This is a genomic window from Streptomyces sp. NPDC088354, assembly GCF_044753585.1.
In the GTDB taxonomy this organism is placed as follows: Bacteria; Actinomycetota; Actinomycetes; order Streptomycetales; family Streptomycetaceae; genus Actinacidiphila.
In genome coordinates this window covers 320304-342989 of the sequence record NZ_JBIVNJ010000001.1, presented here as the reverse complement: position 1 = coordinate 342989, position 22686 = coordinate 320304, and the positions used below count along the sequence as shown (strand labels likewise).

General features: G+C 72.3%; 20 protein-coding genes and 4 tRNA genes. 9 read left to right on the top strand and 15 right to left on the bottom strand.

Annotation, left to right across the window (positions count from 1 at the left end; translation table 11 throughout):
* Positions 1-49 precede the first annotated feature (49 nt).
* Positions 50-124, top strand: a tRNA-Asp gene (locus ACIP98_RS01680).
* A gap of 545 nt (positions 125-669) precedes the next feature.
* Here the strand turns inward: ACIP98_RS01680 and bldC are convergent.
* Positions 670-876 (bottom strand): developmental transcriptional regulator BldC, encoded by a 207-nt coding sequence (bldC, locus tag ACIP98_RS01675; protein ID WP_003949541.1) that lies wholly within the window; start codon positions 874-876, stop codon positions 670-672.
* A 480-nt stretch (positions 877-1356) separates the two neighbouring features.
* Positions 1357-2211 carry a hypothetical protein gene (locus ACIP98_RS01670; RefSeq protein WP_319660281.1) on the bottom strand — a complete coding sequence of 285 codons (855 nt, stop codon included), beginning with the start codon at positions 2209-2211 and terminating at the stop codon, positions 1357-1359.
* Positions 2212-2382: 171 nt separating this feature from the next.
* Between ACIP98_RS01670 and ACIP98_RS01665 the strand changes: the two genes are divergently transcribed.
* Positions 2383-3510 (top strand): Leu/Phe/Val dehydrogenase, encoded by a 1128-nt coding sequence (locus ACIP98_RS01665; protein ID WP_401973163.1) that lies wholly within the window; start codon positions 2383-2385, stop codon positions 3508-3510.
* A 360-nt stretch (positions 3511-3870) separates the two neighbouring features.
* Positions 3871-4185, top strand: coding sequence for a DUF3073 domain-containing protein (locus tag ACIP98_RS01660; protein WP_319660279.1), 315 nt, complete (start codon positions 3871-3873; stop codon positions 4183-4185).
* A gap of 128 nt (positions 4186-4313) precedes the next feature.
* Here the strand turns inward: ACIP98_RS01660 and purM are convergent, their stop codons facing one another.
* From purM to purS, 9 genes are all read right to left on the bottom strand, one after another.
* Positions 4314-5381 carry a phosphoribosylformylglycinamidine cyclo-ligase gene (gene purM, locus ACIP98_RS01655; protein WP_319660278.1) on the bottom strand — a complete coding sequence of 356 codons (1068 nt, stop codon included), beginning with the start codon at positions 5379-5381 and terminating at the stop codon, positions 4314-4316.
* Positions 5382-5409: 28 nt separating this feature from the next.
* Entirely contained in the window at positions 5410-6927 is a 1518-nt protein-coding gene (gene purF / locus ACIP98_RS01650) for an amidophosphoribosyltransferase (protein WP_319660277.1), read from the bottom strand.
* 137 nt (positions 6928-7064) lie between these two features.
* Positions 7065-8729 (bottom strand): hypothetical protein, encoded by a 1665-nt coding sequence (locus ACIP98_RS01645; protein WP_401973161.1) that lies wholly within the window; start codon positions 8727-8729, stop codon positions 7065-7067.
* A gap of 29 nt (positions 8730-8758) precedes the next feature.
* Positions 8759-9556 carry a sterol carrier family protein gene (locus ACIP98_RS01640; RefSeq protein WP_401973159.1) on the bottom strand — a complete coding sequence of 266 codons (798 nt, stop codon included), beginning with the start codon at positions 9554-9556 and terminating at the stop codon, positions 8759-8761.
* A gap of 54 nt (positions 9557-9610) precedes the next feature.
* The gene (locus ACIP98_RS01635) at positions 9611-9814 is read right to left on the bottom strand and encodes a DUF4177 domain-containing protein (protein WP_319660274.1); all 204 of its coding nucleotides are present in this window, start codon (positions 9812-9814) and stop codon (positions 9611-9613) included.
* 46 nt (positions 9815-9860) lie between these two features.
* The gene (locus tag ACIP98_RS01630; protein ID WP_401973156.1) at positions 9861-10718 is read right to left on the bottom strand and encodes a hypothetical protein; all 858 of its coding nucleotides are present in this window, start codon (positions 10716-10718) and stop codon (positions 9861-9863) included.
* A gap of 98 nt (positions 10719-10816) precedes the next feature.
* Positions 10817-13075, bottom strand: coding sequence for a phosphoribosylformylglycinamidine synthase subunit PurL (gene purL / locus ACIP98_RS01625; RefSeq protein ID WP_319660272.1), 2259 nt, complete (start codon positions 13073-13075; stop codon positions 10817-10819).
* Positions 13072-13752 (bottom strand): phosphoribosylformylglycinamidine synthase subunit PurQ, encoded by a 681-nt coding sequence (gene purQ, locus ACIP98_RS01620; RefSeq protein ID WP_319660271.1) that lies wholly within the window; start codon positions 13750-13752, stop codon positions 13072-13074. Before purQ ends, purL begins: the two co-directional genes overlap by 4 nt.
* Positions 13749-13994 (bottom strand): phosphoribosylformylglycinamidine synthase subunit PurS, encoded by a 246-nt coding sequence (purS, locus tag ACIP98_RS01615; protein WP_319660270.1) that lies wholly within the window; start codon positions 13992-13994, stop codon positions 13749-13751. Before purS ends, purQ begins: the two co-directional genes overlap by 4 nt.
* 260 nt (positions 13995-14254) lie before the next feature.
* Between purS and ACIP98_RS01610 the strand changes: the two genes are divergently transcribed.
* From ACIP98_RS01610 to ACIP98_RS01590, 5 genes are all read left to right on the top strand, one after another.
* The gene (locus ACIP98_RS01610; RefSeq protein ID WP_319660269.1) at positions 14255-14572 is read left to right on the top strand and encodes an Lsr2 family protein; all 318 of its coding nucleotides are present in this window, start codon (positions 14255-14257) and stop codon (positions 14570-14572) included.
* Positions 14573-14680: 108 nt separating this feature from the next.
* Positions 14681-14752 (top strand) — tRNA-Gly (locus ACIP98_RS01605).
* A gap of 47 nt (positions 14753-14799) precedes the next feature.
* A tRNA-Gly gene (locus ACIP98_RS01600) sits at positions 14800-14872 on the top strand.
* Between the two features lie 344 nt (positions 14873-15216).
* Positions 15217-15289: transfer RNA gene (locus ACIP98_RS01595), tRNA-Gly, on the top strand.
* 206 nt (positions 15290-15495) lie between these two features.
* On the top strand, positions 15496-15744 hold the full coding sequence (locus tag ACIP98_RS01590; protein WP_401973154.1) for a DUF6059 family protein: 249 nt from the start codon (positions 15496-15498) through the stop codon (positions 15742-15744).
* A 204-nt stretch (positions 15745-15948) separates the two neighbouring features.
* Here the strand turns inward: ACIP98_RS01590 and ACIP98_RS01585 are convergent, their stop codons facing one another.
* The 4 genes from ACIP98_RS01585 to purD form a co-directional block, all read right to left on the bottom strand.
* A complete protein-coding gene (locus ACIP98_RS01585; protein WP_319660267.1) occupies positions 15949-16845 on the bottom strand; it encodes a phosphoribosylaminoimidazolesuccinocarboxamide synthase in 897 nt (298 codons plus the stop codon).
* 72 nt (positions 16846-16917) lie between these two features.
* Positions 16918-18402, bottom strand: coding sequence for a N,N-dimethylformamidase beta subunit family domain-containing protein (locus ACIP98_RS01580; protein ID WP_401973153.1), 1485 nt, complete (start codon positions 18400-18402; stop codon positions 16918-16920).
* Positions 18403-18546: 144 nt separating this feature from the next.
* Positions 18547-20226: a hypothetical protein gene (locus tag ACIP98_RS01575; RefSeq protein ID WP_319660265.1), complete on the bottom strand. Its 1680-nt coding sequence runs from the start codon at positions 20224-20226 to the stop codon at positions 18547-18549.
* 189 nt (positions 20227-20415) lie between these two features.
* Positions 20416-21666: a phosphoribosylamine--glycine ligase gene (purD, locus tag ACIP98_RS01570; protein WP_319660264.1), complete on the bottom strand. Its 1251-nt coding sequence runs from the start codon at positions 21664-21666 to the stop codon at positions 20416-20418.
* A gap of 255 nt (positions 21667-21921) precedes the next feature.
* On the opposite strand from purD, the gene ACIP98_RS01565 reads away from it, so the two are divergent.
* Positions 21922-22674: an SLATT domain-containing protein gene (locus tag ACIP98_RS01565; RefSeq protein ID WP_319660263.1), complete on the top strand. Its 753-nt coding sequence runs from the start codon at positions 21922-21924 to the stop codon at positions 22672-22674.
* Positions 22675-22686 lie beyond the last annotated feature (12 nt).

Genomic DNA, 22686 nt, shown 5'->3' with positions numbered 1-22686 from the left:
ACCTGCTGTACAGTCTTCCTCGTCGCCAGGAAAGAGGGCGGCGGAACGAGGTCCTGTGGAGCAGTTTGGAGTGCTCGCCACCCTGTCAAGGTGGAGGCCGCGGGTTCAAATCCCGTCAGGACCGCAGTAAAGGAAGGCCCGGATCCTCTGGATCCGGGCCTTCGTGCGTGGTACGCCTGGCTCATGGCTTCACCGGACATCGGCACCTGCGGGGCGGCACCCGCGCCCTCGGCCGCCCGTGCCCTGCCGCCGGCGCCGGCAGCCGGGCACGGGCGCGGCGCGAGGGCCGCACACGCCACCACCCGGTCCGCCACCGACTGTTGGGGCCGGCGCCGGAACGGGCGGCAGAAGTGCGGAAAGTCACTACCGCACAGGGAACACTGAGGGCAAGACCCGTGCATGTGACGGGAGTCACGCCAAGAGTTTCGACTCTGGGGGAACTTGAGGCCTCCTGGGGGACCGTCAATTTAATATGTGCAATTGCACCGTGCCCATGAGCCGCACGTCCGCACAAGACGGACACATCACGCGCACAAAAAAGATCGCACCGGAGCCGGCGGACTCCGGTGCGATCAAGGTTCCCTTGGGCTTCCCTGATGGGGGCAGGGACCCGTTGGAGCGGACGTTTCGGCAGGTTGGGGGCCCTGCGCGAGCGCCCGTTGGATCAGGTCAGGCCTCGCTGCGCTGCTGCGGAATGCCCGCCAGCAGTGCACGGACCTCCGCCTCGCGGTAGCGGCGATGCCCGCCGAGCGTGCGGATGGACGTGAGCTTGCCAGCCTTGGCCCAGCGCGTGACCGTCTTCGGGTCCACGCGGAACATCGTGGCGACCTCAGCGGGGGTCAGCAGCGGCTCGGCATCAGGGGTGCGAGCGGTCATGAGCGGCCTCCTCGAGAGAACCGAACCAACACGGTTCTTTCCTCTAAATTCTGCACCTTGACCCGCGTTGCCCGAAATGGCGGACGCGGGCCGAGTCGGTAATAGGACGAACGGCTTGTCCTCGGCACTACAACTACACCATCTGTCCAGCCGTGTCGGCCAAACCGATGGATTTGCCCTCTGAGGTGTCTAAGCTCGACGGAAGCCGATGGACCGGGCCATAACGGACAGTCACACCAGAGTGACGATCAGTCACAGCCAACCCACGAGCAACAGCCCCACCTCAAGGGATGCAAGATCGGACATTCCGTCCTAAGCAGACGGAATAAGGTCCTTACGGACCCGATGTCCCATATTGTCATGGGGGGTAGGGATGAGGGCAAGCCCCCCAAAGGTGCTTTACGTCACCCTTAGGCCAAAGGTACCGGTCGACCGCACTCGGGACCAAGGTCCCCGCGCCAAAGGACTTCCGACGGTCCCTCAACTCGCGTACTGCAGCTCCCGGACGGCCCGCCAGCGGTCGGTGAGACGCTCGTACGCCTCGCCGGCCCGCGACCCGTCCCCGGCGCGCAGTGCCGCGAGCGCGTCCGCCACGTCGGTGGCGGAGTGGTCGTCGGCGAGCCGGTCCTCGGGGATGACGTGGACGAGACCGCCGTAGTCGAGTTCGACCAGCGACCGCGGGTGGAACTCCTCCAGCCAGCGCCCTACATCTACCAGGCCGTCGATCAGGACTCCCTCATCGAGTGAATCCTTCAGCACCCGAAGGCCCCGCGCCGTACGCCGGCGGGCCTGCACCATGGGGGTCCGGTAGCGCATCACCGGCTGCTTGGACTCCCCGGCGCCGGCCGGCTCGTACTCCCGCTCGGAGTCGTCGAACAGCGTGAACCAGCGCACCGGCACATGCCAGGTCGCACTGCGGATCCACGGCCGCGCGTCGGCGTTCTCCGGCTTCTCGGCCCGCCACGCCTCGTAGTCGGCCGCCGCCTGCTCCCGCACGACCTTGGGCAGCACGGCGTCCAGCACCGCGGTGGGGAACTCCTCGGCGAGGTCCTCCAGGGCCAGCCAGCCGCGCAGCCGGGTGCGCCAGGGGCAGACGTGCGTCACGCCGTCCACGACGGTCACGAAGGCGTCCGGGCTCTCGTGCACCGGAACGGGCACCGGGGGGACGGGCAGGAGGTTGGCCAGGGACTGGCGCAGTTCGTCCTGTGCGGTCCGTTCCGCGCCCGCCGCGGCATAGCGGTACCAGCGGCTTCGTTCGGGCTCCGGGAAGGCCGCCAGCGGCTCGTACACGCGCAGATACGACGCGTACGGGACCAGTACCGAAGACAAGCCCACACCCGCTCCCTCACGACGGCATCCGCCCTGGCATCGTCCCACGTCGCTTCCCCCACCGGGAGTGATCCACGACACTGGAAGCATGCACAGGACCAGGTGGCTCTACTCTTCTCGCAACCGGCCCTCCCCACCCGCTCGGAGGGCGACCTCTGGACATCGGGAGTCACCACAGTGACCGACGTACGTCAGACATCCGGCATCGTCTCCCCCTTGTGGACCCTGTTCCGATCGGATCAGGGAGGACACGAGCAGGTCGTCTTGTGCCAGGACCGCGCCACCGGCCTCAAGGCCGTCGTCGCGATCCACTCCACCGCCCTGGGCCCGGCCCTCGGCGGCACCCGCTTCCACGCCTACGCCTCCGACGAGGAGGCCGTCGCCGACGCGCTCAACCTCGCCCGCGGCATGTCGTACAAGAACGCGCTCGCCGGGCTGGACCTCGGTGGCGGCAAGGCCGTGATCATCGGTGACCCGGACACCGTCAAGTCCGAGGAACTGCTGCTGGCCTACGGCCGCTTCGTGGCCTCGCTCGGCGGTCGCTACGTGACCGCCTGCGACGTCGGCACGTACGTCGCCGACATGGACGTCGTGGCCCGGGCCAACCCGCAGTGGACGACCGGCCGCTCGCCCGAGAACGGCGGCGCCGGCGACTCCTCGGTGCTGACCGCCTGGGGCGTGTTCCAGGGCATGCGGGCCGCCGCACGGGCCAAGTGGGGCGAGCCCACGCTGCGCGGCCGCCGGGTCGGCGTCGCCGGCGTCGGCAAGGTCGGCCACCACCTGGTGGAGCACCTCCTCCAGGACGGCGCCGAGGTCGTGATCACCGACGTTCGCGGCGAAGCCGTCGAGCGGATCACCTCCCGTCACCCCCAGGTCACCGCCGTCACCGACGCTGACGTCCTGATCAGGACCCCGCTGGACGTGTACGCGCCCTGCGCGCTCGGCGGCGCGCTCAACGACGACACCGTGCCGGCCCTCACCGCGACGATCGTCTGCGGTGCGGCCAACAACCAGCTCGCGCACCCCGGTGTCGAGAAGGACCTCGCCGACCGCGGCATCCTGTACGCGCCCGACTACGTGGTGAACGCGGGCGGCGTGATCCAGGTCGCCGACGAACTGCACGGCTTCGACTTCGAGCGGGCCCGCGGCAAGGCGACCAAGATCTTCGACACGACGCTGGCCATCTTCGAGCGCGCCGCGGCCGACGGCATCCCGCCCGCCGCCGCGGCCGACCGGCTCGCCGAGCAGCGCATGGCCGAGCGCACCCCCTCGGACCGCTGGCTGCGGCCCTCGGCCGCCAACTGACGGCACGGGAGGACACGCCCCCGCCCGGCCGGGCGGGGGCGTGTCCTCCATCACAAAGCGGACACCGGACCGCCCCGCCGTCGTACGGTGTGCGCGCGCCCGTCGTTCACCCGTACGGCCTTCGCCGGCCGCCCGGGACACGGGCCGCAGACTGGAGATTCGGTCGTTACCACGCCCCGGCAGCCAGACCGCGGCGGAAGAAGGTAAAATCACGACTGACCAGCCAGGACGGGCCCTCGGCGGGCCTCTGCTCCGACGCGCGTCGTGCGGGCGACGTACCGTGCGGCCTCGGAAGCAGGTACCGTTGAAGCCCTACGGACCGGGACTCTCCTGCGAGGGCCCGTTCCACATCGTGAACGCGTGTCAAGACTCGGGGCCGTCGAGCCCCACGTTGAGGGGGTCGAGCCAATGGGGCGCGGCCGGGCCAAGGCCAAGCAGACGAAGGTCGCCCGCCAGCTGAAGTACAACAGCGGCGGCACTGACCTGTCACGTCTGGCCGAAGAGCTGGGCGCATCGTCACCACTGCCGGTAAATCCGCCGGAGGTACAGCAGGACGACGATGACGACGAGCTGGAAGACGACCCGTACGCACGGTACGCGGATCTCTACGGCGACGATGAGGACGACGAGGACGAAGACGAGTCCGAGCCCTCGTCCCAACGTCGTCGCGCTTGACGCTGCACAATCCAATCCAGCTTGACCACTGACCCGGTCCGGGCACGCCCGGACCGGGTTTCGTGATGCCCGTTCCGCGGGGCGCGGGGCGGGCCTCCGACCTGGCCGTGCCGGCCGCCCCGGGCTCCCTAGTCCGCGTACTCACCGGTGAGCTCGACGGCCTCGGCGCGCTCGCCGCGCTCCAGGACCTCACCGGCCACCCAGGCCTCCAGGCCCCGGTCGGCCAGCGTCGCCAGCGCCACGTCCACCGACTCCTCGGGGACCACGGCGACCATGCCGACGCCCATGTTGAGGGTCTTCTCCAGCTCGTGCCGCGCCACCCCGCCCAGTTCGCCGACGGTCCGGAACACCGCGCCCGGTGCCCACGTCGAACGGTCCACGGTGACGTGCAGGTGGTCCGGCACGACCCGGGCCAGGTTGTTGGCCAGACCGCCGCCGGTGACGTGCGAGAACGCGTGCACCTCGGCCGTGCGGGTGAGCGCGAGGCAGTCCAGCGAGTAGATCCGGGTCGGCTCCAGCAGCTCCTCGCCGAGGGTGCGGCCGAACTCCGCGACCTCGCGGTCCAGCGCCCAGCCGGCCCGGTCGAAGAGCACATGACGCACGAGCGAGTACCCGTTGGAGTGAAGACCGGAGGACTCCATGGCGATCACCACGTCACCCTTACGGATGCGATCGGCGCCCAGCAGCCGGTCCGCCTCGACCACGCCGGTGCCGGCGCCCGCGACGTCGAACTCGTCCTCGCCGAGCAGGCCCGGGTGCTCGGCGGTCTCGCCGCCCACCAGGGCGCAGCCGGCCAGTACACAGCCCTCCGCGATGCCCTTGACGATGGCGGCGACCCGGTCCGGGAAGACCTTGCCGACGCAGATGTAGTCGGTCATGAACAGCGGCTCGGCGCCGCACACGACCAAGTCGTCCACGACCATGCCGACGAGGTCGTGGCCGATGGTGTCGTAGACGCCCATCCGGCGGGCGATGTCCACCTTCGTGCCCACGCCGTCGGTGGCGGAGGCCAGCAGGGGGCGCTCGTAGCGCTTGAGGGCGCTGGCGTCGAAGAGGCCGGCGAAGCCGCCGAGCCCGCCCACGACCTCGGGGCGGGTGGCCTTCTTCACCCATTCCTTCATCAGCTCGACCGCGCGGTCGCCCGCCTCGATGTCGACTCCCGCCGCGGCGTAGCTGGCACCGGTGTTCTCGGACATGACTGTGAGGTGTCCTTGCGTCGTGTGCTTACGGGCGACGGAGCGCGTCGGCGGCGTCGGGGCCGCCGGCCAGCTCGGTCTCCAGGAGGTGCTTGCCGAGCAGCTCGGGGTCCGGCAGCTCCATCGGGTACTCACCGTCGAAGCAGGCGCGGCACAGATCCGGCTTGGCGATCGTGGTCGCCTCGACCATCGCGTCGATCGAGATGTACGCCAGCGAGTCGGCGTCCAGCGACTTGCAGATCTCGTCGACGGTCAGCCCGTTGGCGATCAGCTCGGCGCGGGTGGCGAAGTCGATGCCGAAGAAGCACGGCCACTTGATGGGCGGCGAGGAGATCCGGATGTGGACCTCGGCGGCACCGGCCTCGCGGAGCATCCTGACCAGCGCACGCTGGGTGTTGCCGCGGACGATCGAGTCGTCCACGACCACCAGGCGCTTGCCCCGGATGACCTCCTTGAGCGGGTTGAGCTTCAGGCGGATGCCCAGCTGCCGGATGGTCTGGCTGGGCTGGATGAACGTCCGGCCGACGTAGGAGTTCTTCACCAGGCCCGAGCCGTACGGGATGCCGCTGGCCTCGGCGAAGCCGACGGCGGCCGGCGTGCCGGACTCCGGAGTCGGTATCACCAGATCGGCGTCGGCCGGGGCCTCCTTGGCCAGCCGGCGGCCCATCTCGACCCGGGACAGGTAGACGTTGCGCCCGGCGATGTCGGTGTCGGGGCGGGCCAGGTAGACGTACTCGAAGACACAGCCCTTGGGCCTGGCCTCGGCGAAGCGGGAGGCGCGCAGCCCGTTCTCGTCGATGACGACCAGCTCGCCGGGCTCGATCTCCCGGATGAAGCTCGCGCCGACGATGTCCAGGGCGGCGGACTCCGAGGCGACCACCCAGCCGCGCTCCAGGCGGCCCAGCACCAGCGGGCGGATGCCCTGCGGGTCGCGGGCGGCGTAGAGCGTGTGCTCGTCCATGAAGACCAGGCTGAAGGCGCCCTTGACCTTGGGCAGCACCTGGCGGGCGGCCTCCTCGACGGACATCGGCTTGCCGTCCGCGTCGGCCTGTCCGGCCAGCAGCGCCGTCACCAGGTCGGTGTCGTTGGTCGCGGCGACCTTGGTGGCCCGGCCGTTGCCCTGCGGCAGCGCCGCGACCATCTCGGCCAGCTCCGCGGTGTTGACCAGGTTGCCGTTGTGGCCGAGCGCGATGGAGCCGCTGGCCGTGGCACGGAAGGTCGGCTGGGCGTTCTCCCAGACCGACGCGCCCGTGGTCGAGTAACGGGCATGGCCGACCGCGATGTGGCCCCGGAGGGAGCCGAGCGAGGTTTCGTCGAAGACCTGGGACACCAGGCCCATGTCCTTGAAGACCAGGATCTGGGAGCCGTTGCTCACTGCGATGCCCGCGGACTCCTGTCCGCGGTGCTGCAGGGCGTACAGCCCGAAATAGGTGAGCTTGGAGACCTCTTCGCCGGGGGCCCAGACACCGAAGACGCCGCAAGCGTCCTGGGGGCCCTTCTCGCCGGGGAGCAGGTCGTGGTTGAGTCGTCCGTCACCACGTGGCACGTCATCGAGTCTAGGGCAGGTTGCGGTGTCGTCCGAACGAGGGAACCCGACAAACCCGTGTTCTATGCGCGTAAACCCATGGGGCGCATGGGCATGTGACCTTCGTCCTGACTGGTCCTGAACGGTCCTGACCGACCTCAGGGGCGCAGTTCCGGGTCGCGGATCATGGCGGTCAGCTCGGCCGCGGCGCGTGTCGCGGGGGACGGGCGGCCGCGCAAGCGCTCCCACCGCGGGTCGCCGACGCTGCCCAGGCGAAGGTCGTCCAGGCCGTTGGTGCGGCGCACGACCAGGTCGCCCCCGGAGGTGCGGTCGACCCGGGTCACCTCCGACCAGGGCACATGCCGGGTCCTCCAGGAACGGCGTACCCACAGCCCGTCCGCGTCGGCCGTGACGCGCCACCTGATCAGGCCCACCGCATCGCTGCCGATCGTTACTGTGCCCACGACGCAGAGAATCCAGTGCCACCAGTTGTCGCCGAGGAAGCCGGGGACCGCCGGGACGGCGCCGAGAGCCAGCAGGGTCAGCCCGCCCCCCGCCCGGGCCACCGGACCGCCCTGCCAGCGGACGGGGCCCGTGGCAGGCTTCATCGCGGCCGCCGCCTCGGCCACCCTCGCCTCCGCCGCACGGCGGTGCCCGGCGTTCCAGTGCGGCCGGGGATCGGCGGCGGGCTTCGACCACCGCAGTGCGGGAGAGGCGCTCACCTCCGTCACGACACGGCCGGACTTCCCGGAGCCGACGAGGACGAACTCGCCCGCCTCGGCGGGCAGGCCGAACAGCACGCTCTCCCCCTGGGGCGGCCCGCCGAGCTTGACCGGGTCGTACATCAGGACCGGCTCGCCGGCCCTGCCGTCCAGCGGGCGGATCACGGTGAAGCCGTGCTTGCGTCGCGCCAGCACCCGCAGCGCGGGCGCCGGTCCACGACGCACCGCCCGGACGCGGATGATCGTGAGGGCGGCGGACAACAGCAGGGTGAGCCCCGCGCCGCCTGCCCCGAGCACCAGGAGCTGCGACCCGGTCCGGTCCCGGTAGGGCTCCGCGGCCAGCCGCATCCAGCCGCCGTCGACGAGGACGGCGGCCTCCGCGCCGGGCTCGTAGTCCTCCGGGTACGCCACACCGACGTGATGGCGGGTGCCGTCGGCGAAGCGCACGACGAGATGGTCGTCGGCGCCATTGGCGACGACGACCGCCGGGACACGGTCCGCCGCCGCGGCGTGCGCCTCGTCCGCGCGGTCACCGGTGACCGCGACCACGGCGGCCACCACCGCAACCACCAGCGCCGCGGCACCGGTGACCGCACGGAACATGCCGCGCCGCACGGGGACGACCAGCGACGGGACCGGCAGCGCGACGCCACCGGCCGCCTCCAGGGCGAGCGCCCGCTGGCGGCGCCGCATCCGCAGGCGCGCCGCGACCGCCGCCCAGCTCCAGCACAGCGCGGCCACCACCGTGGCGGCCGCCATGTGCTCACCGGTGCCGCCGGACCAGTTGGCGGGATCGGCGGTCCACAGCAACAGCAGGGGCGCCGACAGCAGCGCCGCCTCGGGCAGCGCGAACAGCCAGACCGCGTGGACGAAGAAGCCGGCCGTACCGATCGCGTCCAGCCACATCGGCCCGCAGGGCGCATCCGTAGTGCACAGCGGGTAAGGCGAGGACGCGATCGCGGTGATCACCGCCACCAGCAGCACCGGCACGCACCACAGCGGGCGCGCCCAGCCCGGCAGGCGCACGGCGGCCCAGCGCTGCGCGTCGGCGGAGAGCCAGGGGCGGGCCGGTATGTCCGCCGGTGCGGTCGTCGAGGTCACCGGCGCATTATGCGGGCGCCCCCACCGCCTCAGCCGAGCAGGGGCAGATAGGGGGCCAGGTCGGCGCGCTCACCGCTCGCGGAGACGGCGCCGGCGGCGAGGGCGGCGTCCCAGGACGTGCGTCCGGTGACCAGGCGCACCCAGGTGACGGGGTCGGTCTCGACGACGTTGGGCGGGGTTCCGCGGGTGTGCCGGGGCCCGGCCACGCACTGGACGGCCGCGTACGGCGGCACGCGGACCTCGACGGAGTTGCCGGGCGCGGTGGCGGCCAGGGTGTCGGCCAGCAGCCGCACGACGGCGGCCAGGGCCTGCCGGTCCAGCGGAACGGGGACACCGGTCGCCGTGGCCAGGTCGTCGCTGTGCACGACGAGTTCGACGAGGCGGGTCACGAGGAAGTCCGGCGCGCGCATCGCGCCCAGAGTGATGGCGATCACGCGGGCCGGGTCGACCGCCTCGGGCAGCGCGGCCCGCAGGTCGCCCGCCGCCGCTTCCAGACGCCCGACGACGTCGGCGGTGCCGAGCGCGGCCTCGCGGGTGTCCGCGTCCAGGTTGACGGCGATGCGGTTGGTGGAGCGGGCCCAGCCCGTCAGGTCCAGGTCCGCCTTGGCCGGGGCCGGTTCGGCCAGTACCCGGGGGACCACCTCGATCTGGCGCACCGTGTGCACCAGCAGGTGGAGCACGTCCCAGCCCGGCAGGCCCGAGGACGCCGACAGCTGTTCCGCGCTCAGCGTCCGCGCGGCGTCGAGGACATGCCCCGCCTGCGCCGTGAGCGCGGCGGCGGTCCGCGCCGGGTCGTAGGTGCGGGGGCGGCGGGCGGCGGGCGGCATGGCGTGCAGCCTACGCGCCGGCCGGCCCCCGCACCGGGACCGGGACCGGGGCGGTCAGGCCTGGCGCGGCCGCTCGAGGGTGATCAGCAGACCCTCGACGGCGCCGGGACCGATGCGGCCCTTGACGTCGGCGGCGGTGATGGCCTTGAGCTGCCAGCCGTCCTCGGCGTGCTTGTTGAGCGTCTTCTCCAGCTTGTCGCTGTCGATCGCGTCCCCTATGAGCGACTCACGGAAGTTGACGACCTTGTACTCGAACATCGATCAGGACCCCTCGTCGTGGCGATGGTTGCCTTGCGGTCGCAGGTTAGCCCCCCACCGGGCGCACCGGCCCGGCCACCCGGTCGATCAGCGGTCCGTGTTCCACATCCGCGGAGAGCAGCGCCAGTTCGGCTCCCTCGCAGGGCGCGCCGAAGAGCAGCGTGTCGCGCAGCCGGCTGTCGCCGGGCGCGTGGTCGTCGTCGGGCATCGCGGAACCGGGCCGCACCGGGCAGGAGAAGAGCGGCACGCGGCCCGCGGTGTCGTCGGCGGCGTAGACCCACACCCGGGTGTCCTCGTCCTCGCGGGACAGTACGCGCAACACCGGCAGTTCGTCCCGGCGCAGCGCGGCGGCCCGCCGCCGGGTCAGCAGCCCGGTGACCAGGAGCGTGAACCCGAGCAGGGCGACCGGGAGAAGAAACGGTACGGCCGCGGCGGCGCACAGCGGCAGCCCGACGACGAGCGGCATGAGCCCGCGGCGCGGCGCGGGCAGCGGCGCCGGCAGCCGCAGGCGTACGTCACCGGCGGCGTTGGCCGCGAGCAGGCGCTGCCGGCCCCGGACCGCGAGACGGTGGCGGGCCCCGGCCCAGCACAGGGCGAGCGCCACGGAGACCGGCAGGGCCACCGCGGGCTCCGCGAGCCACGCCGGCAGGGCCACGAGCAGGGGCGCCGACACCAAGGTGAGCTGGGGCAGCCGGAACAGCCAGTACACCTGGGCCGCCGCCAGCCAGTAGTGCGGTGCCCCGAGGGCTCCGGGCGCCACGGCGACGGCCGCACCGACGGCGACGGCCAGCGCCAGGGCTCCCCATCGCGGCCGGGACCACGCGGCCGGCCGGCAGGCCGCCCAGCGCCTGGTGTCACGGGCACGCCACAGGGGCAGTTCGCCGGGGGCTCTGCGCTCGCTCACGCCTGGAGTATGGGCCAGCCGTTCGCGCGTGCGGTTACCGAAAGGTCAACGCGCCCCCGCGCCCAGCGGCACGGGGGCGCGTCGGCAGCGCCGTGCGATCAGCCCAGCAGCGCCGGGATCGTGTCCTCGTGCGCCGTGCGCAGTTCGTCCAGCCCGATCGTGAACTGCCCCTGCACCTCGACCGATTCGCCGTCCACGACACCGATGCGGGTCGCGGGCAGACCACGTGCGCCGCACATGTCGGTGAAACGGAGCTCCTCGCTGCGCGGGATCGAGACGATCGCCCGGCCGGCGGACTCCGAGAACAGGAACACGAACGGGTCCAGACCGTCCGGCACCACGAGCCGCGCGCCGTTCCCGCCGCGCAGGCAGGACTCGACGACGGCCTGCACCAGACCGCCGTCCGACAGGTCGTGGGCCGCGTCGACCATGCCGTCCCGGGAGGCCGAGATCAGGATCTCGCCGAGCAGCCGCTCGCGCTCCAGGTCGACCTTCGGGGGCAGCCCGCCGAGGTGGTCGTGGACGACCTGCGACCAGGCAGAGCCGCCGAACTCCTCGTGGGTGTCACCGAGGAGGTACAGCAGCTGGCCCGTCTCCTTGAACGCGACGGGCGTGCGCCGGGCGACGTCGTCGATGACGCCGAGCACCGCCACGACCGGCGTCGGGTGGATGGCGACCTCGCCGGTCTGGTTGTACAGCGAGACGTTGCCGCCGGTCACCGGCGTGCCCAGCTGCAGGCAGCCGTCGGCGAGACCGCGGACGGCCTCGGCGAACTGCCACATGACGGCGGGGTCCTCGGGCGAGCCGAAGTTGAGGCAGTCGGAGACGGCGAGCGGCTTGGCGCCGGTCGTCGCGACGTTGCGGTACGCCTCGGCGAGCGCGAGCTGCGCGCCCGTGTACGGGTCGAGCTTGGCGTAGCGGCCGTTGCCGTCCGTGGCGATGGCGACGCCGAGCCCGGTCTCCTCGTCGACGCGGATCATGCCCGAGTCCTCGGGCATGGCCAGCACGGTGTTGCCCTGCACGAAGTGGTCGTACTGGGAGGTGATCCAGGACTTGGATGCCTGGTTCGGGGAGGCGACCAGTCGCATGACCTGGTCCCTCAGCTCCTCGCTCGTGGCCGGGCGGGGCAGCTTGTTCGCGTCGTCCGCCTGGAGCGCGTCCTGCCACGACGGGCGGGCGTAGGGGCGCTCGTAGACCGGGCCCTCGTGGGCGACGGTGCGCGGGTCGACGTCGACGATCTTGCCGCCGTGCCAGAAGATCTCCAGCCGGTCGCCGTCGGTGACCTCACCGATGACGGTCGCGATGACGTCCCACTTCTCGCAGATCTCCAGGAAGCGGTCGACCTTCTCCGGCTCGACCACCGCGCACATGCGCTCCTGCGACTCGCTCATGAGGATCTCCTCGGGCGAGAGCGTCGAGTCGCGCAGCGGTACGTCGTCGAGGGTGACGCGCATGCCGCCGGAGCCGTTGGAGGCGAGCTCGGAGGTGGCGCAGGACAGTCCGGCGGCGCCGAGGTCCTGGATGCCGACGACGAGCTTCTCCCGGAAGGCCTCCAGGGTGCACTCGATGAGCAGCTTCTCCTGGAAGGGGTCGCCGACCTGGACGGCCGGACGCTTGGACGGCTTGGCGTCGTCGAAGGTCTCGGAGGCCAGGATGGAGGCGCCGCCGATGCCGTCGCCGCCCGTGCGGGCGCCGTACAGGATGACCTTGTTGCCCGCGCCGGACGCCTTCGCGAGGTGGATGTCCTCGTGCCGCATGACGCCGATGGCACCGGCGTTGACCAGCGGGTTGCCCTGGTAGCAGGCGTCGAAGACGACCTCGCCGCCGATGTTGGGCAGGCCCAGGCAGTTGCCGTAGCCGCCGATGCCCGCGACGACGCCCGGCAGGACGCGCTTGGTGTCGGGGTGGTCGGCGGCGCCGAAGCGCAGCGGGTCGACGACGGCGACGGGCCGCGCGCCCATCGCGATGATGTCGCGCACGATGCCGCCGACGCCCGTGGCCGCGCCCTGGTAGGGCTCGACGTACGAGGGGTGGTTGTGCGACTCGACCTTGAAGGTGACGGCGTAGCCCTGGCCGACGTCGACGACGCCGGCGTTCTCGCCGATGCCGACGAGGAGGGCGTCCGACTGCGGGGCCTTCTCGCCGAACTGGCGCAGGTGCACCTTCGAGGACTTGTACGAGCAGTGCTCGGACCACATCACGGAGTACATGGCGAGTTCGGCGCCCGTGGGACGGCGGCCGAGGATCTCGACGACGCGCTCGTACTCGTCCTTCTTCAGGCCGAGTTCGGCCCAGGGCAGCTCGACGTCGGGAGTCACGGCCGCGTTCTCGACCGTGTCCAGAGGAGTGCGGCTCATGCGGTGACCAGCTTCTTGAGGATCGAGGTGAAGAATCCGAGGCCGTCGGTGCGCCCCGTCCCGATGAGGGACTCCACCGCGTGCTCGGGGTGCGGCATCAGGCCGACGACATTGCCCGCGGCGTTGGTGACGCCGGCGATGTCGCGGAGCGAGCCGTTGGGATTGCCGTCGGCGTAGCGGAACACCACGCGGCCCTCGGCTTCCAGCTCGTCCAGGACGCGCTCGTCGGCGACGTAGCGCCCGTCGATGTTCTTGAGCGGGATGCTGATCTCCTGGCCCTGCTCGTAATCCGCGGTCCAGGAGGTCGCGTTGTTCTCGACGACCAGCTTCTGGTCCCGGCAGATGAAGTGCAGGTGATTGTTGCGCAACATCGCGCCCGGCAGGAGATGCGTCTCGGTGAGCACCTGGAAGCCGTTGCAGATACCCAGGACCGGAAGACCGTCCTTGGCGCCCGCGATGATCGAGTCCATCACGGGCGAGAAGCGGGAAATCGCCCCCGCGCGCAGATAGTCGCCGTAACTGAATCCGCCCGGCAGGACGACGGCGTCGACCTGGTGGAGATCCTTGTCACGGTGCCAGAGCGCGACCGGCTCGGCGCCGGCCAGGCGCACGGCGCGCTGGGTGTCCCGGTCGTCCAGCGTGCCGGGGAAGGTGACGACGCCGATGCGTGCCGTCACGACTCCACCTTCACACTGAAGTCCTCGATCACGGTGTTGGCGAGGAAGGTCTCGGCCATCTCGCGGATACGGGCGAGGGCGGCGTCGTCGACCGGACCCTCCAGTTCGAGCTCAAAACGCTTGCCCTGGCGGACGTCGGCGATTCCCTCGAACCCGAGGCGCGGCAGCGCACGCTGCACGGCCTGGCCCTGCGGGTCGAGGATCTCCGGCTTGAGCATGACGTCGACTACGACGCGTGCCACGGTCACTCCCGGTGGTGTGCTGCGGTGATGTCCCCAACCGTACCCTGCCAGAAAGTCTACGCGGGTAGATAAGCCGGAATGGTCCAGGAATATCGGGTGGCCCGATTGCCGGGGGACACCCGAAGAAATTCTCCGGGCGCGCTCCCGGGAAAAGATTTCCGGATGTAAAAAGGGAAAGCATTGACCCCGGGCCGCCGACTTCGGTAGAACAACGGGGCCAAGGCAGGTTCCCAGCCTTCTCCATGAAAGGACCGGCATCCATGGCGCAGCGCGTAGTGGTCACCCTCTCCGACGACCTCGACGGCGGTGAAGCAGCGGAAACGGTCACTTTCGGCCTCGACGGGAAGTCCTACGAGATCGACCTCTCCTCCGGGAACGCCGAGCGGCTCCGCACCGCACTCGCGCCGTACGTCGAGGCCGGACGCCGCCACAGCCGGCTCGGCAAGACCTACAAGCACACCGCGCTGACCTCCGACCCCGCCACCGTCCGCGCCTGGGCGCGTTCCAACGGGTTCGACGTACCGCCGCGCGGCCGCATTCCGAAGAAGGTCTACGAGGCGCACGCCGCCGCCAACTGATGGCGCCGGCCGGCCCCCGGCCGAACGGATTGGACAGCCACCCCTGTTGATCCGCTAGAGTCAGAAGCGCGCCGAGGGCGAGGCCGAAAGGCCGGACTCACGGATCACGCGGGTGTAGTTCAGTAGTAGAACATCCTCCTTCCAGGGGGAAGGCGCAGTGTGCGATCCCTGTCACCCGCTCTGACTGCTCGACCGGTCTTCACGATCGGGTAGAGTGGTCGCGCCACGCGGACGTGGCTCAGTTGGTAGAGCATCACCTTGCCAAGGTGAGGGTCGCGAGTTCGAATCTCGTCGTCCGCTCGTGAAAGAAGGCCCCGGTCATTCGACCGGGGCCTTCTTCGTACGCGTCCGCCTTTCCGGACGTCCGCACCCGTGTGACGGTCCCCACATCGCGGCCGCCCGGCGCCGCGGCACCGGGCGGAAGCCGAAACGCGGACCCGCCGGAGCGCGCGGGCCCGAGACCGTTGCCGGGCTGCGGAATTGACGCCCGGCCCCCGTGCGCCGGCGGGCGGCGCGCGGGGGACCCGACACGCCGGGACGGCCGGGGGCGCACGCCGCGTCGAAACGACAGGGCGTGGTGCGTGCCGAGCACTCCCCGGGTTGGCTATAGTGGATGACGCACCGCACGGGAACGCGCGGGGCATGCGGACGTAGCTCAGTTGGTAGAGCGCAACCTTGCCAAGGTTGAGGTCGCGAGTTCGAGCCTCGTCGTCCGCTCGCGAGAAGAAGGCCCCGGTCGTCAGACCGGGGCCTTCGGCGTTCCCGGACTCCGGGCGAGCTCGCCCGGAAGCTTCCGGGAGGGGGACGCGGTGCCCCGTCCGAGCGTGTCGCGGTGCGGCCACCGGTGCGCGGCGCCGATCCTGACGGCACCGCGCACGCCCGCCGCCCGCCGCGGGCCGGGGTGCCCGATCAGGAGGTCCCCCATGCGCAAGTCCCTCCGGGCGTCCGCCGGCGAGGCCCTGCGGGCCGTGTGCCGGCTCCTCGCCAGGGAACTGGTCGCGCTGGGCGAGCTGCACTTCGCGATCGACGTCCGGCCGGAGACGCAGACGTCCCGCCGCTCCGGGCCGCCGGCCGGGCATCCGGAACGCCTGTGCCCCGAGGTGCCGCTGAGCCCCCTGGAGCGGTGGTTGTCCCGCGAGCTGCGGCTCGGGCCGGACCTTGCCGGGCGCTGACGGCGGCTGACGTGCGGGGCCGGCGCCCGGCGACCCGCCCATGGGCGGCGTACGGCTGACGCCGTGTCGGCCGCGTCCGGTCTTCTGTCCACAGGCTGTGGACAGAAGACCGGATGACCACGGGAGCGACGGCGGAACGACGACACAACGGCAGCGGGCCCCGGCCGGGAACGGCCGGGGCCCGCGTCGCCGGGCGGCAGGCGGCTACCAGCTCTGGCCCGTGAGGCGCTCGTACGCCTCGATGTACCGGGTCCGGGTCCGCTCCACGACATGCGACGGGAGGGCCGGCGGGGGCTGCTCGCTGCGCCGGTCCCAGCCGGACGCGGCGGAGGTCAGCCAGTCGCGCACGATCTGCTTGTCGTAGCTCGGCTGGGCCCGGCCCGGCTCCCACTCGTCGACCGGCCAGAACCGGGACGAGTCCGGGGTCAGCACCTCGTCGGCGATGGTCAGCGTCTCGCCGTCGAAGCCGAACTCGAACTTGGTGTCGGCCAGGATGATGCCGCGCTCGCGGGCGATGTCACGGGCCCGCGAGTAGACCGCGAGGGTCGCCTGGCGCAGTGCGGCGGCGGTGTCGGCGCCGACCTGGCGGGCGACCTCCTCGTAGCTGACGTTCTCGTCGTGCTCGCCGACCGCGGCCTTGGTCGCGGGGGTGAAGATCGCCGCGGGCAGCTCGGAGCCGTCGACCAGGCCCTCGGGCAGCGCCACCCCGCACACCGTGCGGTCGGCCCGGTACTCCAGCAGCCCGGAACCGGTCAGGTAGCCGCGGGCGACGCACTCGACCGGGACCATGCTCAGCGACTTGCAGACCGTCGTGCGGCCCTCCCACTCCGGCGGGGCGCCCGCGGGGAGTTCGCTGGACAGCACGTGGTGCGGCACGAGGTCGGCGATCTTGTCGAACCACCACAGGGACAACTGGGTCAGCACGCGGCCCTTGTCCGGGATCTCGGTGGGCAGCACCCAGTCGTACGCGGAGAGCCGGTCGCTGGCGACCATCACCAGCTCACCGGCCTCGTTCTGGTAGAGGTCGCGCACCTTGCCGGTGTGCAGGTGCACGAGCCCGGGCACCTGCACCGGCTCTGGCTTCTCGACGAATCCGGACATGGGGCCTCCCCGATCGGTGGTTCGGCTCCCGATTCTCCCGCACACCGCCCGGGAGGGCGCGACGCGGGGGTGTCAGCCGTGTTTGCAGATGCGGTCCAGCAGGTTGGCGGTGGCCCGCTGCACTCGCTCGTCCACGTGGCCGGGGCGGTCCAGCGCGGGGGACCAGGCGAAGGTGCCGGAGGCGAAGACGTACGCGCCGGACGGCGCCCGGTACAGGGAGGTCTCCTGGTGCGCCCGGCGCCCGGCGGAGTCCTCGTACGGGGAGTGCGCGAGCAGGATGCGCTCGGTGCAGCCCGGCAGTTGGGTGCGCGGGAAGTAACGGTCCGCCTCGCCGGCCACCAGGCCCTCGATCTCGTCTCCCTCGCCGGCGCCGGTGGCCTCCCACAGCCAGTGGCCGGCATTGCGCACCACCAGGGGGGACGGCTCGGGCACCCGGCCCGCGTACTGCACGCCCAGCACCAGTTGCTCCGGCTCGCCCATGTCCCGCCACAGCGCGCTGCGGCCGGGCGGCGCGTCGCGGCGCTTGCGGCAGCTGAGCAGCCGGTCGGGGTCACCGGACGGGGACGGGCCCAGCTCGGTCTGCCAGTACATGGTGTTGGCGGAGAGGAAGACCAGTGAGGTGCCGCCGTCCCGGGCGTCCTCGACGGCGCGCCGCATGGGGACGGTCCAGTACTCGTCGTGGCCCGGGAAGACCATCCCCCGGTAGCGGGAAGGATCGATCCTGCCCGCGTGCAGGTCGCGGGCGTCGGCGTAGGCCAGGTCGTAGCCGTAGCGCTCGGCCCAGCGGATGAAGTCGTAGGCGTGGCCCACGTGCAGCGGCAGCCCCGCGCCCGCGTACGGCCGGTCGAAGGAGACCGTGACCGCGGCCTCCTCCTCGCCCAGCAGCCTGCCCTGCTCGTCCCACGCGTGGTAGAGGCTGGCGCCGGTCCTGCCGTTCTCGGGGTAGAGGTTGTACGCCTGCCAGGTCACGTCCGGCAGCAGCAGGAGCAGATCGGCCGGCCGGTCGTCGCGCACGGTGAAGGGGGCGTGGCTGCGGTAGCCGTCCTGCGTGGTCAGCACGGCCACGTAGGCGCCGGCGTTCCAGTGGGAGGGGACCTGCAGCCGCCAGGACTGCCACCAGTGGTGGCAGGAGACCGTGCGGCCCGCCGTGAGCGGCGCCGGCTGCACGATGCCGGACAGCCGCGGGCTGGTGCCCACCTGGGCGGCGCCGTCACCGCCGTAGTGGCCGATGCGGTAGACGTCGACGTTGTAGTTCTGCGGCGGGTCGACGGTGACCCGGAAGTCGATCGCGTCGCCCGGGGCCACGGAGGCGCCCGTGGCGAAGCCCTTGATCTGGCAGCGCACGTCGTCCGCGGACCGGGGTCCCGGGACACGCGGCGCGGCTTGCGACTCGCCGCGGGACGCGGTCAGATCGACGTACCAGGGGACGACCTGGCCGGTGTCGTCCAGATACTGCTCGGCCCCGCGCAGCCATGGCACCGGGCCCTGTCCGAACGGGTCGGTGACGCCGTGCGCGAGTGCCCCGGACTGCCAGCGGTGGACCTGCTCCCTCACCACGAATCTTCCCCTCCTCGCCGTCCCCCGAGGTGGTGTACGCGTGCCCAGCTCAAGGACATCACACAATGCGCTGTCCCGGTCACTGTTCGTGGCGTTTTATTCAAAGGGATTCATGTCGACGGGACACACCCGGTCAACTTCCGGTCAGACAAGCCGTATCGGCTTCTCGGGACGCACGCCCACGGCCGTGAGCCAGGAGCGCAGCGGGGCCGCGTCCCCGTTCTCCACGAGCCGGAGCACCGGCCATGACAGGTCGCCCCTGCGGACCCCGCCGACCAGCAGGGCCGGGCCGTCCAGCCAGTCCAGGCCGGGGGCCGCGCCCGCGGTGTCCACCGCGGCGCAGCAGACCATCGCCGTGACGTGATCGGTGAGCAGTTCCCGGCCGGTGCGGGGCGGCAGCAGGTGGTAGACGGGGGCGAACGCGCCGTCCACGGCCGCCTGGGCGGCGGCCTCCTCGCGGGTGGTCTCCTCGCGCGCGGCTTCCTCGCGGGCCACGTGCCGGGTGATCCGGGCGGCCAGCTCCTCGCTGCCGCCCGCGGACAGCCGGTCCAGCACCCGGGCGAGGGTCGCGCGGCCGGGCTGGTCGGGAGTGCCGGTCAGTCCCGCGGCGGCGCCGGTGGGGACGGACACCCGCCGGGGCCCGAGCGCCTCCGCCGGGTCGTGCGCCTCGTCGAGGACGGTGATCAGCCGGGCCGCGTCGCTGCGCCAGATGCGGTCCACGACCTCTTCGGGATAGGTGTCCCAGGCGACCGGCGACCAGTCGGGGCCCTGCCGCCGCGGACCTCCGTGGAACAGCCGCGCCGCCAGCAGCGAGGCGGCCTCGTCGACGGTGCCCGGCTCCTCCAGCAGGTCGCAGGCGGGACGCTCGCCCAGCCGCGACTCGAACCCCTCGGCCAGCCGGTCCCGCCGCGACAGCTCGGTCAGCGCCGCCACCACGCCCGCGTCCAGCCGGGACGGCCAGCGCCCCATCCGCCAGGCCGGCAGCGCCACCCGGGTCAGCAGCCGGTCCCAGCCCGCGTAGGCGAGTCCCACCTGCTCCTGGGCCACGATCCGCAGCCCGTAGTCGACCGCCTGGGCCCGCTCCGACGCGGCGCCGGCCACCGCGCGCTCCATCTCCGCGGCATGCACCCGGCAGCCGCGCAGCAGCAGTTTGGCGACCCAGCCGAGGAACCCGTACGCGGGCCTGCGTATCCATCCGGTGAACGAGGGCTCGTACGCGGCCGTGGCCACCCCGACCGCCGCGTCCAGCCCGCGCACGAAGCGGCGGGCCGCGGCGATGTCCGGATCGGCCGCCGGACCCGTGCCCGCCACGACCGGCGCGAGCAGCGCCCGCAGCTCGGCGACCCGCATCCACCACATGAAGGGCGAGCCGATCACCAGGGCGGGGGCCTGCGACGGGGCCTTGCGGCGCGTGCCGTGCGTGCGGTCCTCCAGCCAGCTGTCGCAGTCCGGGGTCAGCTCTATCGCGGAGGGCACCGGCACCTGCAGGCGCACCGCGAGGTCCCGCACCATGCGGTAGAGGTCGGGGGCGGCCTTCTCGGTGACCGCGACCGTGGGACTCACCGCCGGCCTGGCCCGGACGACCACGGCCGCGACACCGCCCGCGAGCAGCAGCACCAGCAGCGCGCCGGCGACGACCAGCCAGCGCAGGATGTCGGAGGTCTCGCCGACGATCCGGCCGGTCGCGCCGCCGACCAGCAGCACGACCGCCAGCGCGGCGGGCAGCAGCGCCACCGCCAGCGCGGTACTGCGAATCCGCAGCACGGCCAGCGCGCGTGCTCGCGCGACTCCTTCACCTGCTTCCCCGGCCAACGGTGTGCTCACCCCCAAGCTGCTGACGCGACTGCATGCCCCCACTGTCGCACCGCACACCGACACCGCAATGCCGGTAGGGCCGATTGTGCGGCGGTGGTGTGTTCTCGCAGTGCGCTTGCGCGGCACCCTAGTTGGGCCCCGGGCTCACGTCAGCAGGATGGCCAAGCCATCACCCCTTGGAGTGGCCTTGCCCAGGGTTCAGCCCCTGGCGGCCTTTTCCGCGATATCCGAACGGTGGTGCGAGCCCTTCAGCCCGATCCGGGCCACCGCCCGGTACGCGCGGTCGCGGGCCTTGGCGAGATCCGGCCCGGTCGCCGTGACCGACAGGACGCGGCCTCCGGCGCTCACCACCCGGCCGTCGGCGTCCGCCTTGGTGCCGGCGTGCAGCACGTAGGCGTGCTCGTCCTCGGCGGCCACCTCGTCCAGCCCGGTGATCGGGTCGCCGGTGCGCGGTGTGCCGGGGTAGTTCTCGGACGCCACCACGACCGTCACAGCCGCGCCCTCGCTCCAGCGCAGCGCCGGGAAGGCGGCCAGCCGGCCGCTCGCCGCCGCGCGCAGCAGCCCTGCCAGCGGGGTCTTGAGCCGGGCCAGCACGACCTGGGTCTCCGGGTCGCCGAAGCGCGCGTTGAACTCGATGACCCGCACTCCGCGCGAGGTGATGGCCAGGCCCGCGTAGAGCAGCCCGGAGAAGGGGGTGCCACGGCGGCGCAGTTCGTCGACGGTCGGCTGGAGCACCGTGCGCTCCACCTCCTCGACCAGCCGGGGATCGGCCCACGGCAGCGGGCTGTACGCGCCCATGCCGCCGGTGTTGGGGCCCTCGTCCCCGTCGTGGGCGCGCTTGAAGTCCTGCGCGGGCTGCAGCGGGACGACGGTCTCGCCGTCGGTGACGGCGAAGAGCGAGACCTCCGGGCCGTCGAGGAACTCCTCGATCACCACCCGCTCACAGGCGTTGGCGTGTGCCCGCGCCGCCTCCAGGTCGTCGGTCACCACGACGCCCTTGCCCGCGGCCAGGCCGTCGTCCTTGACGACGTACGGGGCGCCGAAGGCGTCCAGCGCCTCGTCCACCTCGGCGGGGGTCGTGCACACGTACGCGCGCGCGGTGGGCACCGCGGCCGTGGCCATCACGTCCTTGGCGAACGCCTTGGAGCCCTCCAGGGCGGCCGCCTCCCGCGACGGGCCGAAGGTGTCGATGCCCCGGGCGCGCACCGCGTCCGCGACCCCGGCCACGAGCGGGGCCTCGGGGCCGACGATCACGAGGTCGGCCTCCAGCCGGACGGCGAGCTCCGCGACGGCCTCCCCGTCCAGGGGGTCCACCGCGTGCAGCCGGGCCACCTCGGCGATGCCGGCGTTCCCGGGGGCGCAGTGCAGCGCCACCACGTCGGGGTCGAGGGACAGAGCGCGGCACAGGGCATGTTCGCGGGCACCGCCGCCGATGACAAGGACGTTCACGGCGCCAAGGGTATCGGCTGGGTACCGGCTCCTCCCGTGCCCCTCCCGTGCCCCTCCCATGCCCCTCCCGGCGCCGGTCGCGCGCCGGGCCCGTCACCCGGCACCGGCGGCGTCACTCGATCGGGTGCTGCCTGCGGGGTCCCATACCTGATCAAGCACCTCGTAAGGGCGGAATTACCCTCATCCACTTCGCAAGCTCAGCCGTTCGGCGGTAAGAAGGGGGCTCCGTCATCGAAGTCGCGAGGGAGCGTGCAGGTGAGCCAGCCGGACATGTATCCCGAGGAGGTACCTCGGGAGGAACCGAAACGGCGGGCGCTCCACCGGCAGCGGGAGGACCTGCGGGCGCCCTCGTTCCCGCTGGGCGACTGGGGCGAGCCGGCGGAGCGGCTGGAGGAGCTCTACCGCTGGGCCGAGGCGGAGGCGGTGCGCACCGTGGAGTGGTACCTCGCCGACCGCGTGCGCAAGCGGCTGTGGGCCAGGGGGCTGCGGATCGCCGCCGCGCTGGCCGCGACCTCCGGCGCCGTGCTCGCCGTGACCGGCGCGGGGGTGCGCGACCGCTGGGCCTACGCCGCGCTGCTGCTGGCCGTCGTCTGCGTCGGCCTGGACCGCCATCTCGGCCTGACCGCCGGGTGGATGCGGGACGTGGCCACCGCCCAGGCCGTGCAGCGCCGCCTGGAGGCGCTGCGCTACGACTGGGCGTCGGAGTCCGTGCGCGAGGTGCTCGGCCCCACCGAGGGCACCGCGGCCGAGGCGGCCGAACGCTGCCTGACGGTGCTGCGCCGGTTCTCCGAGGACGTCTCGGAGCTCGTACGGTCCGAGACCGCGGACTGGATGCTGGACTTCCGGGCCGGTGGCGCCCCGTTGCGTACGCAGTCCCTGACCTGGGGAGGGGGCGCACGCAGCCCGGAGGGCGGTGCGCCCGGCACCGGCGGGCGGTTCCCGCTGCTGCCGGGCGGCCGGCCGAACATGCCGCGCCAGCGGCCCCCGGAGGGGCCCCGCGCGGGCTGAACAGCGCCCTGG